Below are 16,993 nucleotides of genomic sequence, written 5' to 3'. Positions count from 1 at the left end.
CAACGGCGGGCCCGTGGACCTGTCGCCGTCGACCATCTACCGCTGGGTCTCGGCGGGCTACGACGGCATGACCAACACAGGATGCGCGGGGACGAGAGAACGCTCGCCTACATGGCGAAGCGCAAGTCCGACGGCAAGACAAAGCGAGAGATCATGCGCTGCCTTAAGAGGTTCACAGCCAGGGAGGTTTACCCAACGTTGCGGCGCCCCATGAGGTTGAAGTACGCCCGGGGCTCGATACTGGCGGACATGCGAAAATCGCTCGGATTGACCCAAAAGCAGGTTGCCCGAGAGCTTAACGTGCCGAATGTAAGGCTCAGCGAAATAGAAAGAGAAGTATGCCCCCACGAGGAAATCAGACGCGAATACGACCGCTACTTGAATGCTAAAATGTCGTCCGATAAAGGACTTGACAGCCTATAGCAGCGTCATTCGGCACGCGATTCGTTAACCCTGGGGCTTAAAGCTGCCGAATGTCTACTTCTTTAGTGCTCCATTTACCTCCCCGTTCAATAATCTTCACTTGAAGCCTGACGGTGGCCCAATCATTGGATAACATATTCTTAAATGACAGTTAATCGTCAATCGAAGAGGTCAAAGCGGGGACGGAAAGTGTCGAAGACAAGCAGAAAGCCAATCTCAGCATATGTCGAGCGAAGACTCTGGGCGGGGTCTGCCGGCAAATGCATGAATCCAGATTGTCGGGCCGATCTATTCATCAGCAATGGAGACATTGCTGAACGAGCCCATATCGTCCCATATTGCAAAAGCGCAGAGAACACGTTCGACAACCTTATTCTCATCTGTCCAAACTGCCATACGAATTTCGACAGAAACTCCGCTTTCACGGCAGATGAAGTGAGGAAATGGAAGTCGATTCGTCACGCAGAAATTGATCGCGTTTTCGGAAAGACGTTCAGTTCCTTCGACGACCTGCGCAAAGAGGCCGCACCTCTGCTCGCCCGAAACAAGTCGATATATGAGAATTACTACATGAAGGACAAGCGAAGACTGTGGGATGTTTTTGAAAAGGAAATAATCGTCAACAACCGAAAACTTTGCACGCTGTTCGAATCGAACTTGTGCCTGTTCCAGAACCACAAGGACAATTCCTTCTCCAACCAGGCCGCTGTCCGCGATTTTATCGACCATGCTAAGGAGTTCGAAGCCACCAGAGATAATACGGAAAGACAAAGGTCTATTCTTTTCCCCGAGGTCATCAACTCCATCTTCGGAATCCAGCCCATAGAAGGTGACCTGCTCCCCTCTGCAGAATCCCTAGAGCTGCTAATCAAAAAGCTTGACGAACAGGGGCGATTTATAGATGTTTCTCTAGATGCAGAACATCCATTGTTGCAAATAATAGAAAACGGGAAAGAGGCGGTAGTTTATCTTGACGATACGCCGCGTATCCGACAGATGTACTATGACGCCCGCTGCTTCAGGCGTGCCGAGATGAGGCTAGACAGCTTGATTTTTGCCCTAAAGTACTTCCGCCTGTGCGGAAAGAAAGCAACTCGCAAGTCGAAGACAAACCTTAGAGAATATATAGCGAAAGGAAAATGCTTCTTATTCGTATACGAATACTGTCTGAGCTATGCAGAGTTGGCCCGTTTAGCACCGGCAGAACATACCGTTGTCGTCAACTTGCATAGATGGAACGGTAAGCAATGCATCTCCGAAGAAGCCCAGGTGTTTGCGGGGCAAATTAACGTGAAGCTCCTCGATATGGATAGCTTCTTCCCATTCGTTCGCAAACTATGAACTATTTGAGACTCATAGACATTCTCGACAGCAACCTAGAACTGTTCTCTCAGTTTGATCATGTCTATCTGTTCGGATCTGCGCTGAGTGGTTCAGAGCTCAGTGCAGACAGTGATATTGATTTGCTGCTACTGTACTCGAAATATTCCGATCAACTTGTCTCCGGATGCGAACAGATATCCCAAAAGTTAGGTAACGAGACCGGTAGAGTAGTCGACTTAACGGTCCTCGGCATCGATGAAGAGCGACATGTCGGATTCTTGGATAGAATCTCGCCTCATTATAGAAAGATAAAATGACCATTTGGTAGAACACCTGGCATAGCCTGTCGTACAGAATGCTTTCTGCGTGGATTCCGGCAGAAGAGAAGAAGGCGTCAACGGTCGCGCCTGCATGTTCGGCACACGGCGTATCGCACTCTGGCGGGACCCCGGCTCTGGGCGCCAATCCCGCATCGACAAGATGAGGTACCCTGAATTCATAATGAAGCTTGCGAACTGTCAGTGGTAGCGTGAAACTGAACAAGTGTTCAGTTTCACGCTACCACTGACACCCGGCGGCCCAAGAGCCTTCGCCCCGCTCGTAGGCCTGGTACCACCCCGTCGGGGATGACCCCTTATCGGGCGAGACGGCGAGCTCGCTGTCGAGGGACAGCCCGAAGCGATCATCCGATGCCGCACAGCAACAGGTCTCCGAGGAGCTCGAATGGACACCTGCCAGCGAGTCCAGCAAGCGGGCAAGAGTTTACGTGGCTGCAGCATACTACAACGTCGTAGGGGCTCAGAGCACCGCCACTACGGCTTTTGGGCAGAATGCGCCTGAGCTGCTCGTGGTTGCGCTCACATGCCGACTACTGGTTGGATCTCATCGCGTCGCAGCAGAACACGCGGCAGCGCCGAGCTCCGCTTTCGAGACACCAGCGCTCCAGGCCCTTCCAATCATCGAACTCGACTCCTCAATCGACTAGCAGGATGCCGAAGATAGCCTCGAAGGCAGCAACAGAGCCTATGAGACTCTCTATATGGTCGAGGCAGGCAACGATGGCTGCCGGAGCTGGCATGACGCTTGCGCAAATAGATTTGGAACGCCCGGGCCACGATGTGTGCGCTCAGGATGTCGTAGGTGTTGCGCTCGTAGCCCTCAACGGAGTCACATTGGACCACGCGCGACCTGTCGGCAAGCGAGAGCGCCTCGAATTCGGCGTAGGTACGGCCAGTGCGGTCAACCCCGTCGCGCCCAGCACCTTCGACATCCCTGCGCTTACGCTTCCTCATACGGTCCTTTCGCGGGAGAAGCAGGTAAGGCGCGCCTGTCCCTCTCCTGATAGGAGCAGGCACTGCGCACGCACACAGGAAGCTCGTCAGCATGTGTGGCCCATATGGTCTCGTAACTCTGCCCCCGCCTAAACAAAGGGACCGCAATCGCGACCATGGCGGCGAGCTCGTCAGCGGTGAGACATAACCCTTCACGGGCCGCGGACAGGCGGGTGCGATAGGCAGCGTCGTAGCGACACTTGGGGTAACCGCACCCACTCCTGTTCCGACAGCCGAGATGACAGGCGTAGGGCCATACCTCTGTGACGGGACAAACTGCGATAGAGCGTACGCGCGCGCAGCGTCTCGAAGGAGTGGCCACGCCCCATCATGTTAGTCTCGTTGATGAGGCGGTTCGCGCATTCCGTGTAACCGTTCGAGATGCGGCTCGGACAATCCCGGTAGTTAAATATGAACTCGCGGTGGTTCTCCACGGCCTTCGCAAGCCCCCGGAAGGGATCGTAGGCCTTGTCATCGGGGATGGATGCCTTCCACGCATCGAATGCATCCTCGGCATCCTCCCGCGAGAGCGGGTGCTCGTCGTAGATGTCGAAGAAGTCCTCTTTGAGGTCGTATGCGGTCATGAGGCTCGAGCAGCCCGCCTCCGATCGAAGCTGGCACAATGCCGATGCCTCGTAGGGGCCGAGGTCCCGGGCGCGCTTCCTCAAGGCGTAAGCCAGCGACCGCGGCGGCCACTACCGGTGGCAGGGCCGGATCGGCTATGCGCCGCCCAGGACCTCGCGCGCTCGATGTCGAGAAAGGGGTGCTCACCCGACAATTCAAGGACGGAGGGCTTCGGCAGGCTGAAGGTGGAGCTCTTCTACGGAAGGGGCTGGGACGATGTTGGCATGGGGGAATTCATGAAGATGCTGTACGCCTATCTGGTCTGGTATCGCGACAAGCGCTGCAAGAGCGACCTGGGCTATATGAGCCCGATGCAGTACCGAAGAAGCCTAGGTCTTGTAGCGTAGGAACACGGTCCAGGATTTCCACCGCGCTCCCAATTGACCGATTTCCCATGAACGGTAACAGGAGGCAGAGGCCGACGCGCTGACCTACCTGGACTTCCCCTACGAGCGCCACGCGAGGCTGCGCACCGACAACGTTCAGTAGCGCGTCAACCTTGAGCCATAGCACAGGCCCTTGAGAGGTTCACGAGCTCCCCCGCGATGCGGCAGATCCTCGGCTGCCCCTCAAAGAGAACGCAGAAGATACGGTCGAGGTCGACCGCGTCGACCAAACCGTAGTGACAGTCCGCATGCAGCGTACAGGCCCTTTCGCGCGGGTCGCCATCCGAGCCCTCGTCCGGTTTATGATGGCGCACCTCGACCCAGAGGCCCTCCGACACGTCGTCGAACTTGAAATCGAGCTCTACCTGAACGCTTTCACCGAATACGTCGCCCAGAGCGAACTCCGGCACCTTCGTCACAAGCCCGTCCATCCACTCAATCTCGATCATCGCGCGCACGTCGCAACCTCCTCCGGTAGGAGGCCGGCACCTTAAGCCGGCCATTATCCATACGGACAGAATGCGACAGCAGGGTGAAGCTCATTCGCACATCAGGGCGACGACCCCTCGCCTACCCCATGCATCGGAACCCCATGTTTCCGCAATCTGATCCGTCGGGCGATTCCCTGCTGGGACAACACGAAACTGGTCATCCTACGCATTAGACCAAGCGAAACCCGTTTTATCCCGAGAAGCCCTCCCCTAGATACCCATTAGCGATAAGGAACGCCGACAGGGACTCCACAGCGTCTTCGTCGCAAATCCGACAACGCCCCTCCCTATCGCACATGGAATCCAAGCCAGCTTCGGGGTCGCCGCAGAACTCATCCAGAGGGGTTATCCGAACGATCGACGACGGGGCACCCCGCCGCCAGCAGGCAGGGAGGCGATAACCTCGCGGGCACCCCGCACGCAGACCCCGAGCGCCTGGTAAACCAGATTATTGAATACGGACTCCTTCAAACCGCCGCCCTGCAAAAACCCATCCCATCGTCCGGCTGGAGTCGACACAGATCGAGCTCCTTCAAAGTCGCGGTGAACTCGACAACATATGGGCGCGCGGCGTCCTTCCATCTCCAAACCGCCTCGTTCCCATGCCCGACGACCTCTTCCAGAGCCCATATGGCCTCGGGATACCGCGAAAGCGTGGAGTACTCCCGGATGCACGACTTGTGGATGAAGGAGTTCACGAGGGAGTCTTCCGCCAGAATGTACAGAAGTCCATCTATCGGCTCCGAGGACTCCCGTCCGAGGAAGGCATCATCGACCAGGTCCAGGCTGAGCCTTCTCCCGTCGACAGACACGGTTCGGCTCGCCTTGTCGAAATGAACCCCGCAGCCCTCGAAAAGACGCGTAAGCGCACTAGGACGCGAGAGCACGTCCCCGATTCCGAGAATCCCGCTCTCGCGAATGGACGCGCAGCCATCCGTGTTGGCCGTGACGTGCCTGAGGTGCAGCAGCAGGTCGTCGGGGGCGAGGGACTCCCCCAGCCTCTCCCGGACATCGGCGTACGTCCCAACCTCGTCGCTGCGAAAACGCAGCTGCATATCTCCGAACTCGCACCCATCGATGCGCAGGGCGTCGAACAAGAACCTTTTCACCCCGTCAATGGTAAAGATGCCGAAATCGATCACGCTTATCCCTCAGTCCGATCGCAATCATTTGTTCTGCTAAATGGTGAATCTTCTCCCCAAAGGTTATAGTCTCAGCGAGCTGATCGTTGAGCTTCTTGATCTGCTTGTTCAACTTTACGCGTTGCGAGATATCAACTTGTGCCACGGCTTCCTCTAGGTGAGCGAGCTGCGTGCGGTACCGTTCTTGCTGTTCATGGACATAATTAGTGCGTACGCGGACCAGCAGGTCTGGCTGGTAGCGATGCATGTAAATAAGGCACTTGAAGCCGTTTTTCTTACCGAAATCAAGCATCCAGTAGATGGGGCGCTTCTGGTAGGTTGAGCAGTGATCCTTGTAGAAATCTTTGAGGAAGTAGTTGCGAATAATCTCACGCGGCGTGCACTTACCGTCCAGGGCATCAGACACAAAACGGAGATTCTCTTCCAGAGCATCCTCAGCACACACGTCGCGCACGAAGTCCACGAAGCGGCCGATCGCGTCGAAAATGTTGGTGTAAGGGTGACGCCCCAGCGGCCGCTTAACGAAGAGCGGCCCTCGTCCTAGAATCTGAAATCACCACAACAACAGGTTCTAGGAAAGGACGAGGACCGCTATGGAAATCTTATCAGACCCGACGCCGGACATGCTCGCCATGCCCCGTTTCGACGACGGCGCCATCGACATGCAGGAGCTGCTCAGGCGCCTCGCCGAGCAGGTCGTGAACGCGGTGATGGACGCCGAGGCCGACCAGCTGTGCGGGGGCGGCATCAGAGCGGGCGAGCCAAATAAATACTAATTTCCAGAAACGCTCAAGCGTTCCCTCACGATGGGATCGAAGTCCCTCAGACGCTCGGATTTGATGACGATGCCGAGATTCAACATGTCCTGAACGCTCACGTGGGCAATCGTGGATACGGTGATGTCTCCGAGAAGAGTTCTGATGGGCACAGCCCGAAGGATGCCAAGTAGATAGAGCCTCTTGCCCATGACCACAGCATCGTTCTCCAAATAAGTACCCTCGTTGTAGAGAAAGACCGGGGAACCGCTCGATCCCGGGTAGCACGCCATGTCAACCAGGAACTCTTTCTGCCCCTGATAGTCGTACCTATAGGGCGTCGCCGTGATACCCCGACGGACGATCGGCAGGTTGTTGGCCTCATCCCAAATGCCGTTGGGGTATCCGACCATGGTCACCTCGTCCATACAGCCCATGTCTTGAATCTGCTTATCCGTCGGCAGAAGCTCCAAGCTGAGCGGTATGGTAAGCAGATGCTTCCCCGCCCGGATAAAACCATTCAGTGCGGGACCGATGGGTAAGACGCACAGGTCAACACTTTCGTCAGGGTGTGCGATCCAGTCGCTCTCGGAGCCCCGCATGGTAAGTTGCTCGTTTATATTGAGCAGGTTTCCGTTCTCGTCAGATCTCGAAAAGATGACGCGATACTCGTACGCGCCCTCGACCACGTGCCTGTTGGTCACGATTGCCGGCACATAGGTCTTTCCGTCGTCGCAGAACTTGAAAAAGAAACCCGTTCCAACTGAGCAACCTCCCGAGGCCAACGAAGCTTCGATGCGAATCGTCGTGTGCAGAAGCTGCTCAGATAGCTGCATGGGTTTCCTTTCATTTGGACAAATAGTATATCGATTGCACCCTGAGATGCCCTTCCGTAATCAATCAGTATTGCCGCTTTGGGCACGTCCTCGCGGGGGGGGACGCGAGCCAAGTCGAAAAAGGCAGTTAACCGGCGGCTATTCATGCCTTGATTTAGAACCGCTCGAGAATCTCCGCGGCATTCTCTCGCAGATAGATATCTAGGTCCGGCACGGCAAACTGCACGTAGCCCCTCTGTGGAGCCTGAATAACCTCTCTTTGTAGCAGCTTAGCCCTAACAGAGCTGACCTCATTGGTCTTTTTACCCATACGTTTAGCAATCTCAGATGATTTGGACTGCTGCTTATCCTCGCACATGGCCAAAAGATATTTGATATCGTTGAGTCCAAGTCCAGAAATCGCGGGCTCGTGAACAACATCGTGAAAACGAGCCTCTGCCAGCGCAATGCCTTCGATAACATCGCGCTCGCTCACGTTGGCACTTTTGACACGATGCAAGTTGGCGCGCTGCCAAATGGAGTAACCGACCAGTTGCACCAAATAGGCATAGCCCTTCGTGGCCTTAGCGGCTCTCGACAGCAGATCGTCCTCTATGGTCAAACCAGTCGCTATAAAGCTATCGCCCATAGAGAGCGCTACCTCCACCTGGTTGATAGGCGCCAGATCTTCGGGGAGGGCACGACGCAAGAATGTAAGTGCCTTGCCGTTAATAAGATCCATAACACCAGCGGGCAATCCGGCAAATGCGAGAGCAATATCGACTTTCTCCCCTATTAGAAGCTGCACAGCAGAAGCAATAGCGCGCATATCGTCAATCGGGGCATCCTGCACCTCATCTATTGCAATAAACAGGCCCTTGGAAGACTTTGCGGCCGAGCCAAGCAACTTTCTAAGACTCGACTCTTTTGGCACAACGTCGAATTTAGCGGAAACAAAGCCGGCATTTACGCCGACTGAAGCATTGGTCGCAAGGGAGGATTCTGCAATCTGATCCTTCAGGTCCAGCAATAGGTTGGGACCAGCAGAAACAATAGCCGTCTTCCAGCCAAGCTCTCGTGCACGATCTCTAAGATCACAGAGCAAAACAGTTTTTCCGGAACCCCTTGGCCCGGCAACGCGCATGAGCCTCGCAGGTGCACCAATTCCCGAATTCAAACTCTCGGTAAACTCAAGGGCAATATCATCACGACCAATTATGCGCGGAGGCTCAGCGCCGGCAGTGGGACGAAACGGGTTATGGAATATTGTGGCGCTCACTTGTTTGCCTCTCAAGGAAATCGATTATCGGTCAATCTTAGCTTTATTAGTTTATCGCAACTATATCGGATTATATCGAGTTGTATAAGCCTGTACAAACTTATCGTAGAAGTATCGAGCTATCGTAATGTAAACTAACAAATAGCCTAAACGCTGCCTTCTTCCCAACTCATGGCGAAGTCAAGCTGAGGGCCTTCTAACAACCATTGTCTAAAGCGAGAAGTACTCACTCTCGGAAGACAAGTTAGGCCCCAACCATGGATCACCCGTCAAGAAAAACTCCGGCCAGCGTTGCATGAACAGCGCTTGCTCGCGCTTCCAGCGGCGCAGTTTTTCCTCACTGGCCTCTTCCCTGCCGCGCGAGGTGAACTCGTAGTGATACAGCTCGGCATAGGGCGTAAAGATGGTGCGGTAGCCCGCCTCCCACACGCGCAGGCAAAAGTCTGCGTCGTTAAAACCGACGGCGAATTCCTCGTTATAGCCTCCGACCTGCTCAAATATGTCGCGGCGGACCATCTGACAGGCGCCCGTTACGGCGCTAAAGTTGCCCGGACGCACGGCACGGGCAAGATAGCCCTCGCGCTTTGCCGAGAAGTCCTGGTTGGCATGGGCAAGTGCGCCACGCACACCAACCACAATGCCAGCGTGCTGCACCAGATGATCGGCAAAGTAGAGCTTGGCGCCCACCACGCCCGCATCAGGACGCTGCAGATAGCCCATCATCTCTTCGATAAAGTCGGGGCTTATGACCTCGGTGTCGTTGTTCAGCAGCAGAAGGTAATCGCCCTTGGCATGCTCCACGCCAAAATTAATGATCTGAGAGTAATTGAACTCGCCCGGCCAGTACACAACGCGCGCGATGCCCTTGCCTTCGGATGCTGCAGCCACGCGCTCTGGAAGGGTTTCGTAATACGCAAACGTCTCCGGGGCTTCGCTGTTGTTCTCCACCAAGACGATCTCGTAATTGGTATACGTGGCTTTCTGGGCGATCGACATCACACAGGCATCGAGCGTCTCAACGTGGTCCTTGGTGGGAATCACAATGCTCACCAGCGGCGCAGACTCCGGCAGCGCATAGCGCATGCGATAGACAAACGGCGTCTCGGTCTCCTCGACTGTTCCGCAAATGCCCAGCGCGTTAAAGTGGCGCTGCAGCGCAAGGCGCCCAGCTTCAATAGCATACGGCTTGCTATCGGCAGAACCGTCGGCGGTGGAACCGGGGTGCACGCGCCAGTGATACAACACGTGAGCAACATGCTCAAACCGTGCGCCCGCCGCAAGGCAGCGAAGCGTCAGGTCGTAGTCCTGCGCGCCCGCAACATCTTCCGGAGACATGCCAATACGATCGATAAGCGCCTTCTCCACCATCAGGAAATGCGTCACGCAGTTATGGCTATAGAGCAGGTCTACATTGAGCTTGGTCTTAAAGACCGGCTGGCCCCACTCCCCCGTTTTCTGGAACATGTCCTCGTCGCAGAATAGGACATGGGGGCGCTCGCCCTCGGCCGCCTTATTCAGCGCGGAAACATACTGGAATAACGCGTCCGGTTCCAGAATGTCGTCATGGTCCAAGAACGCGACGTAGTCGCCTGTCGCTCGCTCGATACCTGCGTTGGTGTTGAGCACAATGCCGCCGTTGCCGGGCAGCTCGATGCGACGAACGCGCTCGTCGTGGGCGCCTGCCGCAAGATTGGACACCTCGTCCCATTCGGGCGAGGCGTCCATAAGCAGCAATTCCCAGTTGTCATAGCTCTGGGCTAGCACCGAGTCCAGCAGCTCGCGCAGGTAGACCCGATCAGTCTTGTAGCACGGCACCACAATGCTCACGAGTGGTCTATAGGCAAAAGCCACCGAAGCGACACGCTGGCACGCTAAATCGCCCGGCTTTGCGCGATGCTGCTCAAACCAACGTCGATAAGCCGCGTCGTCTGCACGCGCATCCTTCATGCGGTTCCAACTGTCATCGACCATGCCGTTGTACAGGCGACCATCCATGGCGCAAAACCCGCTCTGGATCTGCTCCGTGGGATCGCTCACAATCGCGACAAAATCTCGTATATCCTGAGGCATCTCAACGCTCAGATACGTTTTATTGACGTGGCAACCGTTGCGCTGCGGCACATCGACCTGCGATTCAAACACATGCACGGTGGCACCGATGGCGTTCATATGTGTATCGAAGACCTGGAGCTCAGGTGCGTACTGGGGGTCTCCCACCCACGTAACCTCATAGCGCCACACCACGCCGGCGTCTGCCGGTAAATAACGAACGGCATCGATCTCATAGCGACCGCAGCACTCGCCGCGCTGTGCGTCGCGAACGAGCGCACACATCGCAGCCTTTGCTTTGTAGTTAATCTTGGATTCCAGCTTGGCCACGCGGCTATCGAGGCAAATGGAGCCCAACCTTTGGCCACCGAACGCAAATGCGACGTCAATCGTAGAACCGTCCAAAAATGGAAGCACCAAGACGGCGAGCTCGTGTTCGTAATCGGAAACGGAAGGGCAAAGCGCCAGCACACGGCCATGATCGACTGGGAGCACCAGCGACGGCGCACAAGAACCGCTCGTCGTCGCATGGGCAAACGCTTGAGAACCCTCCCGCTCAATAAGCGCGGCGACATCCTGGCCGGCAAAACGAAGCAGCACAAACAGACGGCCCTGACTGCGGCAAAGTGCCAAACGCTTGATACTCATCTACACTTCTCGCTTTCCCAGGGCGTTCGCTGCCATGCGTTTGCAGGCACCCAGGCGCCCAAACCTCAAGACGTCGTAATCGAACATGAGCTTTTTGCACTCACGGGCATTGGGGGCCTTGCTGGTAAGCGCCGCACGCACCATAGCAGCAACAGAAGGAGCGCATTGTGCGAGTGCAGCATCGCTGCCCGCGGCAGAACCGGCAAGCGCCGTGGCAACGGCAGCAAACACCTTGCCGCAGTCCGAGCCCAGCAACCTGAGCGCATCGTACAGCACCAGATCACATAGGAAGTACGCCAGGTCATCGGCATGCTGTGCATCGAGACCGTCGCGCTGCCAGTCAGCCAGCACAGCGGAGTAAATCTTCACATGCTCCAGCAGACGCGTCTCGTCGTCATAGCGCATGGTATCCATGAGCGAACCCTTGCGCGCCACGCGGTAGTCATACAGCTTGCTCGAGATAAGCGCGGTCTTATGCGAACGACCGTACACGGCAAAATCGAAGACCTGGTCCTCGCCATACTTAACGGTTTCGTCGAACACGATCCCGTTGCCCAGCAAAAACTCACGCTTGCAGGCAGTGCGCCATGCAAAGGGGCGAGAAGCTTCCTTAAACAGCAGGTCAGAGCTATAGCCTTCAAACGACACATCGCGCGGGCTCAGCACATAGTTAAGCCACGGATACCCCGCCTCCAGCGGATACGGATTCGCGCCAAAGGTCAAAACGTCGCAATCCTCGCGCTCAAAGGTATCGACGATCACGCGGCATGCATCGGGCGTAAATCGGTCGTCGGAATCCAAAAACGCAACGATAGGCGCCGTGGACGCGGCGATGCCTGCATTACGCGCACTCGACAGGCCGCCGTTCTCCTTATCGACCAGCGTAAAGCGCGCGTCCTTTTCGCAATACGCAGCCGCAATATCGCGCGAACCGTCCGGCGAGCCATCGTTGACTAACACGCCTTCCCAATCGGGCGTGTCCTGCGCAAGCAGGGAGTCCAGGCACCAGGCCAGGCACTCCTCCACTTTGTAGATGGGAACGACAACGGAAATCTTGGGGGTAGCCATAATCACTCGCTCCTACTGTGCGGCGGGAACGTCATCAGGGTGCGGGTTGTCGCCGTAGGTGCGCTGATACGTCAGCACGCGCCACACCAGCGGCAGGCCGCCAATCTTAAAGTAATGCTTAAACGTATTGATCTTGCCCGGCTTCTTAAAGCCAAAGCGCGAATCGATATAGGCGCGAGGCGACTTGACCATCAGGCGCAAGTCGGTCTCGCCACGCGGGTCGAACAGCGACAGATCAAAGCGACCGGCATCCCAATCGGCCTTGAGCTCAGACGAGGCTTTCTTCCAAAACTGCTCACGCAGTTCATCGACCAAACGCTCGTCATTCCAACGATACGTATCGACCTTCATGCGCATTAAAATCCCCTGGAGCTGAGCCTTGAGTTCGGGGCGCTCATCCAAAAAGCGCTGCATCTCGGCATATTCGTCGCATACGCAAAACACCTTGTTGGGCGAATTAACGGAGCTCTTCTCGTTATCCTGGCGATAGCACAAAATGGGGTCCGTAATAAACGCGGCACGCTCGGCGCAAGCCCAAACCTTAAAGTTAAAGCCTGCGTCCTGATACGAGGCGCCCGGCGTGGGAAGGAACCGAACCTGATTGTCGTTGAGGAACTCGCGTCGATAAATAGCCGACCAAATGGAAGGTTTGCGGTAGAAGATGCCCGGGCGATCGACGGGGCGATACGCGGCGCCCGTCATATGCTCGTCGATGATCCCAAACAGCTCACGGCGCTCCCTGGGCGTGGACCAATACAGATAAAAGTCGCCCTTTACCACATCGGCATGCTCAGCATCGGCCTTGGCGACCAGCTTTTGGAGCGAATCCTCAAACATAAAGTCGTCGGACTCAAGAATGCCCACGTACTCACCGCGCGCCATCTCCAGACCGCGGTTCATCGAGTCGCCGTAGCCGCTGTTGGCTTTGTCGATCATCTTTACACGGGGGTCGCGCTCCATGTACTCGCGGATGATATCCGGCGAGCTATCGGTGGAACCGTCATTGATACAGATGATCTCGATGTCCTTGAGCGTCTGCGCCACGGCGGAATCGAGGCACTCGCGCAGATAGCGCTCGACATTGCAAATGGGGACAAGCAGCGAAACTTTAGGGGTATCAGAGTTCTGCAGCAAGAGAACCTCCTGTTGAATAGCGTGTAACAGGGTTATTTTAGCAGCCGGGTTGCGGCGGGCGGCAGCGCTTGGAATTAGATAAAGCGCTCCAGACAGGCTTTGAGACCGCGAGTCGAAAGATAGAACAGCGTGGCGTCTGCCATCGAAACGCCCGAGGTCGCCGCAACGAGCTTGTGGGCAACACGCCGAACGGCGCCCTTAGCAGGCATATCCGCCCACGCCGTTCCCAAAAACGTCGTGAGATCCATGTTGACGCGAGCCGCCACGCGATGGAAGTCATCGGCATCCAAGCGCGCCAAGTCGAACACAATAAGGTCCAAAAACCAAGTTATCAGCTCGCCGGGACACAGGTCTAAAAGACCGTAGGCCGCCCAGTCTTCCAAGATCTCCTCGAGCATCCTCATGTGGGCGTCAAGCTTTTTGGCACGAGCCTCGGCACTGTTGAACTCGTGCGTCGCCGATTCGTTCTCCATCACGTAGTGGTAGAACTTGTCCGGCATGACGACGGTCCTGCGGGCAAGCGCATAAGCCGCAAATTGGAAGACGACGTCCTCGCCCAAAGCCAAACCGGGGGCGAAGCGAATGCCTTCGCGATTGAGCAGCTCGCGCGAAAAAGCCGCACGGCAGGCATAGGGCTGCGCATTCGAATGGAACAGCAGTTGGGGATCACGGGCGCCGGAGGTACCAGCTTTGGGGCTCATGAGTTGCTGGACGCGTTTGGGGGCAGCATCGGCAGGTTCACAGACGCCGCCAAAAACGGCGGCCTCGGCATCTGCAGACTCCATGGCATGCAGCACGCGCTCAACCGTCTGGGCATCGATGTAATCGTCGGCGTCCACAAAAAAGACGGTCTCGCCCTCGGCGGCATCGATACCGACATTTCGAGCGCACGAGACGCCCGCGTTTTCCTGGTCAATCACCAGTACGCGATCGTCGGCCTGCGCGATCTGGCACAACACGTTCAACGAATCATCAGTCGAACCGTCGTTGACGCAGACAACCTGAATCGAGCGCTCGGACTGGGCCAACAGCGAATCGAGGCATCGCTGAATGGAGCGCGCAGAGTTGTAAACGGGGACGACAATGGTAGCTTTAGGACACGAGGCCTCTCCCATGTCGACCTACCCCCTCAGCGATTCGATGAGGAAGGCAGCAACCACGCCTGGGCCTCCAACCGAGGCGTAATACTTAGCACGCCCCAAGGCACCATCCGTCGCAAAACTCGGGTGCTCGTCAACCCAGCCCTCAGGATCTTTGAGGATGGCAGCGAGATTTGCGCGCTTCCACGGCTTGAGGTCGTCAAGCGAAAAGTCCCCGGCGTCCAAGGCCGCTTGGAACTCCTTGGCCATCTGAACCAGGAACTCCTTATAGAACTTAGGCGCCAGGCGCACGTAGTTCCACATGTACGAATCGTACTTAATGAGCTGATTGAACTTGAGCATGCGCGCGACATCGCCGCTTGCGTGGTCGCGGGCATAATCCTCTCGAATCCAACGCTCAATCTCGGCATACTCGGTATTGACGCAAAAGACCTTAGCCGAAGAATTGACCGAGGAATTCTCGTTGTCCTGGCGATACGACAACACGGCATCATGCAGGTAAACAGCCTTATCGGCGCACGCGATCACCTTAAAGGCGAATGACGTGTCCTGAAAGGATGCCCCCGGAGTCGGCAAGAACTTGATGCCGTTGCGCTCAAGAAAATCGCGACGGTACACGGCCGACCAAATCGACGGCTTTTGTTTAAAGAACTGCGTCGTGTCGCTCGGGTGCACCGGCTTGCCGCAGTCCTTGGCCTTAAACATCTCGTGCAGCGAACGGCGCTCCTCGGGCTTAGACCAGTAGAAATCAAAGTTCGCCTTCGCGAAGTCGGCATTATTGCTATCGGCGGCCGAGACAAGCTTTTCGAGTGCGTCGGACGCCATAAAGTCATCGGACTCCAAGATGCCCACGTACTTGCCACGCGCCATCTCCAGACCGTGGTTCATCGAGTCGCCGTAGCCGCTGTTGGCCTTGTCGATCATCTTGACGCGCCCATCGCGCTCCATATACTCGCGGATAATCGCCGGCGAGTTGTCGGTCGACCCGTCGTTAATGCAGATGATCTCAATATCCTTGAGCGTCTGCGCCAGGGCGGAATCGAGGCACTCGCGCAGGTAGCGCTGAACATTGTAAATGGGAATAAGCAGCGACAGAACAGGGCTGCCAGAGGCGTTAGTAGACAAATGTGCTCCTTAGGAAATACCTGTCGTTTCATGGTATCAAAGGGTCAGCGCGCCAGCGGGCGTTTATATAATCTATGGAGCCTCTTGCGGGCAAAGCAGCCCCACGTCATGCGGCGGGCCCATGGCAGGTTCCTGCGTTTTATTCAAAGCTTGCCGCTAAGGTGCGCCGAGCCTTTACAATAGGACAGTCCCAAGGACGTATTCGATAGCTTCCGCGCAGCACTCGCCCGCCGCGCGTGAAAGGATATATTGCCCCATGCCTTCAACCCTTCCCGCTCCCATCGACAAGCTCGCCATCGTCGTCGTTACGTACAAGCGCCAGGAACTCCTGGCCAACTTGTTCGACTCCATGACCGAGCTCACGGCAACGCCCTGGCGCATCGTGATTGTCGATAACGAGAATTCGCGCGAGACCGAGGCCATGTGCACCGCATTCAACGAGCGCCTGGCCAACCTGTGGGGCATCGACACCGAGCAGCCCGACGCGCAGGGCGGCACCGACCGTGTCATCTACGCCCCGCAGCTCAAAAACGGCGGCGGTGCGGGCGGCTTCTCCGCCGGCACTAAATGCGCCTACGACCTGGGCGCCCAGTGGTTCTGGGTGATGGACGACGATGTGCTCGTCATCCCCGAAGGCATCGAGCGTCTTGCCAAGTGGACCGACCGCTACGATGTCATCCAGGGTTCGCGCCTGGACTTTGACGGCGGCGCCTTCTTTTGGCAGTACCAGCTCATCCTTTCGCTCGGCATCCCCAACCCCATCGCCAAGTGGGATCTGGGTCCCGAGGGCTACCGCGCCATGAACCAGCTGTGCTTTGAGGGCGGCATGTTCTCGCGACGCGTGGTCGACAAAATCGGCCTGCCCGACGCGCGCTTCTTTATCTACGGCGACGATGCCTGCTACGGCTACGTAGCCAGCCAGCACTTCCCCGCCGCCGTTGTGGCCGACGTGGTGCTCAAGCGCGCCCGCGCCGTCTCTAACTGGGACATCGCCGGCAAGCGCCAGCTCAACTCCACGAGCGACACCAACCGCTACTACATCATGCGCAACCGCGGTTATCTGGCCCGCTACATGCAAATCTACGGCGACTATCACCCCGTGCTGTTCCGTCTGGGCAACGCCGCGACCTTCTGCAAGGAGTTCATTCGCCTGGCCGCGGTCGACAAGTGCTTTAAGACCGGCATTCCGGCGCTGCGCCGTGGCATGAAGGACGCCCGCAAGATCATCAAGGACCCCGACTGGAAGCCCATGCCGCCCATGAAGGACACCGAGTAACGGAAGCCGGAAACACCTCGGCGC

16 protein-coding genes and 1 pseudogene are annotated in these 16,993 nt (G+C 56.7%); 6 read left to right on the top strand and 11 right to left on the bottom strand.

All coding sequences use genetic code 11. The features are described from left to right. The 3 genes from AB5767_RS08205 to AB5767_RS08195 form a co-directional block, all read left to right on the top strand. Positions 1–423: helix-turn-helix domain-containing protein (locus AB5767_RS08205; RefSeq protein ID WP_368132618.1), on the top strand; the 423-nt coding region annotated here is incomplete at its 5' end. A gap of 189 nt (positions 424–612) precedes the next feature. Beyond that, positions 613–1,764, top strand: a complete 1,152-nt coding sequence (locus AB5767_RS08200) for an HNH endonuclease (RefSeq protein ID WP_368132617.1) — start codon at positions 613–615, stop codon at positions 1,762–1,764. Beyond that, on the top strand, positions 1,761–2,063 hold the full coding sequence (locus tag AB5767_RS08195; RefSeq protein WP_006235584.1) for a nucleotidyltransferase domain-containing protein: 303 nt from the start codon (positions 1,761–1,763) through the stop codon (positions 2,061–2,063). Before AB5767_RS08200 ends, AB5767_RS08195 begins: the two co-directional genes overlap by 4 nt. A 1,166-nt stretch (positions 2,064–3,229) precedes the next feature. Here AB5767_RS08195 and AB5767_RS08190 read toward each other — a convergent pair. Beyond that, on the bottom strand, positions 3,230–3,745 hold the full coding sequence (locus AB5767_RS08190) for a transposase (protein ID WP_162010723.1): 516 nt from the start codon (positions 3,743–3,745) through the stop codon (positions 3,230–3,232). 10 nt (positions 3,746–3,755) lie between these two features. Between AB5767_RS08190 and AB5767_RS08185 the strand changes: the two are divergent. After that, positions 3,756–4,048, top strand: a pseudogene (locus AB5767_RS08185) (IS3 family transposase); the annotation flags it as partial. Positions 4,049–4,194: 146 nt separating this feature from the next. On the opposite strand, the gene AB5767_RS08180 reads toward AB5767_RS08185, so the two are convergent. From AB5767_RS08180 to AB5767_RS08170, 3 genes are all read right to left on the bottom strand, one after another. Then, a complete protein-coding gene (locus AB5767_RS08180; protein ID WP_040359438.1) occupies positions 4,195–4,545 on the bottom strand; it encodes a hypothetical protein in 351 nt (116 codons plus the stop codon). 500 nt (positions 4,546–5,045) lie between these two features. After that, positions 5,046–5,720 carry a hypothetical protein gene (locus AB5767_RS08175; RefSeq protein ID WP_040359437.1) on the bottom strand — a complete coding sequence of 225 codons (675 nt, stop codon included), beginning with the start codon at positions 5,718–5,720 and terminating at the stop codon, positions 5,046–5,048. Beyond that, positions 5,692–6,126 (bottom strand): hypothetical protein, encoded by a 435-nt coding sequence (locus AB5767_RS08170; protein WP_347498016.1) that lies wholly within the window; start codon positions 6,124–6,126, stop codon positions 5,692–5,694. The genes AB5767_RS08175 and AB5767_RS08170 overlap by 29 nt, the downstream gene beginning before the upstream one ends. 187 nt (positions 6,127–6,313) lie before the next feature. Here AB5767_RS08170 and AB5767_RS08165 point away from each other — a divergent pair, with 187 nt between their 5' ends. After that, complete coding sequence (locus AB5767_RS08165; RefSeq protein ID WP_006235576.1) at positions 6,314–6,496, top strand: hypothetical protein; 183 nt, start codon at positions 6,314–6,316, stop codon at positions 6,494–6,496. Here the strand turns inward: AB5767_RS08165 and AB5767_RS08160 are convergent. The 7 genes from AB5767_RS08160 to AB5767_RS08130 all read right to left on the bottom strand — a co-directional run bounded on the left by AB5767_RS08160 (position 6,493) and on the right by AB5767_RS08130 (position 15,693). Beyond that, a complete protein-coding gene (locus tag AB5767_RS08160) occupies positions 6,493–7,311 on the bottom strand; it encodes a S1 family peptidase (protein WP_117638101.1) in 819 nt (272 codons plus the stop codon). The genes AB5767_RS08165 and AB5767_RS08160 overlap by 4 nt on opposite strands. 154 nt (positions 7,312–7,465) lie before the next feature. Continuing rightward, a complete protein-coding gene (locus tag AB5767_RS08155) occupies positions 7,466–8,569 on the bottom strand; it encodes a DUF8462 domain-containing protein (RefSeq protein WP_368132154.1) in 1,104 nt (367 codons plus the stop codon). A gap of 210 nt (positions 8,570–8,779) precedes the next feature. Next, positions 8,780–11,266, bottom strand: a complete 2,487-nt coding sequence (locus AB5767_RS08150; RefSeq protein WP_368132153.1) for a glycosyltransferase family 2 protein — start codon at positions 11,264–11,266, stop codon at positions 8,780–8,782. Next, positions 11,267–12,334: a glycosyltransferase family 2 protein gene (locus AB5767_RS08145; protein ID WP_368132152.1), complete on the bottom strand. Its 1,068-nt coding sequence runs from the start codon at positions 12,332–12,334 to the stop codon at positions 11,267–11,269. A gap of 12 nt (positions 12,335–12,346) precedes the next feature. Then, the gene (locus AB5767_RS08140; protein WP_368132151.1) at positions 12,347–13,468 is read right to left on the bottom strand and encodes a glycosyltransferase family 2 protein; all 1,122 of its coding nucleotides are present in this window, start codon (positions 13,466–13,468) and stop codon (positions 12,347–12,349) included. A gap of 74 nt (positions 13,469–13,542) precedes the next feature. Then, positions 13,543–14,583, bottom strand: coding sequence for a glycosyltransferase family 2 protein (locus AB5767_RS08135; RefSeq protein WP_368132150.1), 1,041 nt, complete (start codon positions 14,581–14,583; stop codon positions 13,543–13,545). A gap of 6 nt (positions 14,584–14,589) precedes the next feature. After that, positions 14,590–15,693 (bottom strand): glycosyltransferase family 2 protein, encoded by a 1,104-nt coding sequence (locus AB5767_RS08130; protein ID WP_368132149.1) that lies wholly within the window; start codon positions 15,691–15,693, stop codon positions 14,590–14,592. Positions 15,694–15,949: 256 nt separating this feature from the next. Here AB5767_RS08130 and AB5767_RS08125 point away from each other — a divergent pair, with 256 nt between their 5' ends. Next, complete coding sequence (locus AB5767_RS08125) at positions 15,950–16,969, top strand: glycosyltransferase (protein WP_055252280.1); 1,020 nt, start codon at positions 15,950–15,952, stop codon at positions 16,967–16,969. Positions 16,970–16,993 lie beyond the last annotated feature (24 nt).

The organism is Collinsella aerofaciens (assembly GCF_040926265.1).
GTDB lineage: Bacteria > Actinomycetota > Coriobacteriia > Coriobacteriales > Coriobacteriaceae > Collinsella > Collinsella aerofaciens_BB.
The sequence above is the reverse complement of the archived record's forward strand: the minus strand, read 5'-3'. Positions and strand labels throughout refer to the sequence as shown.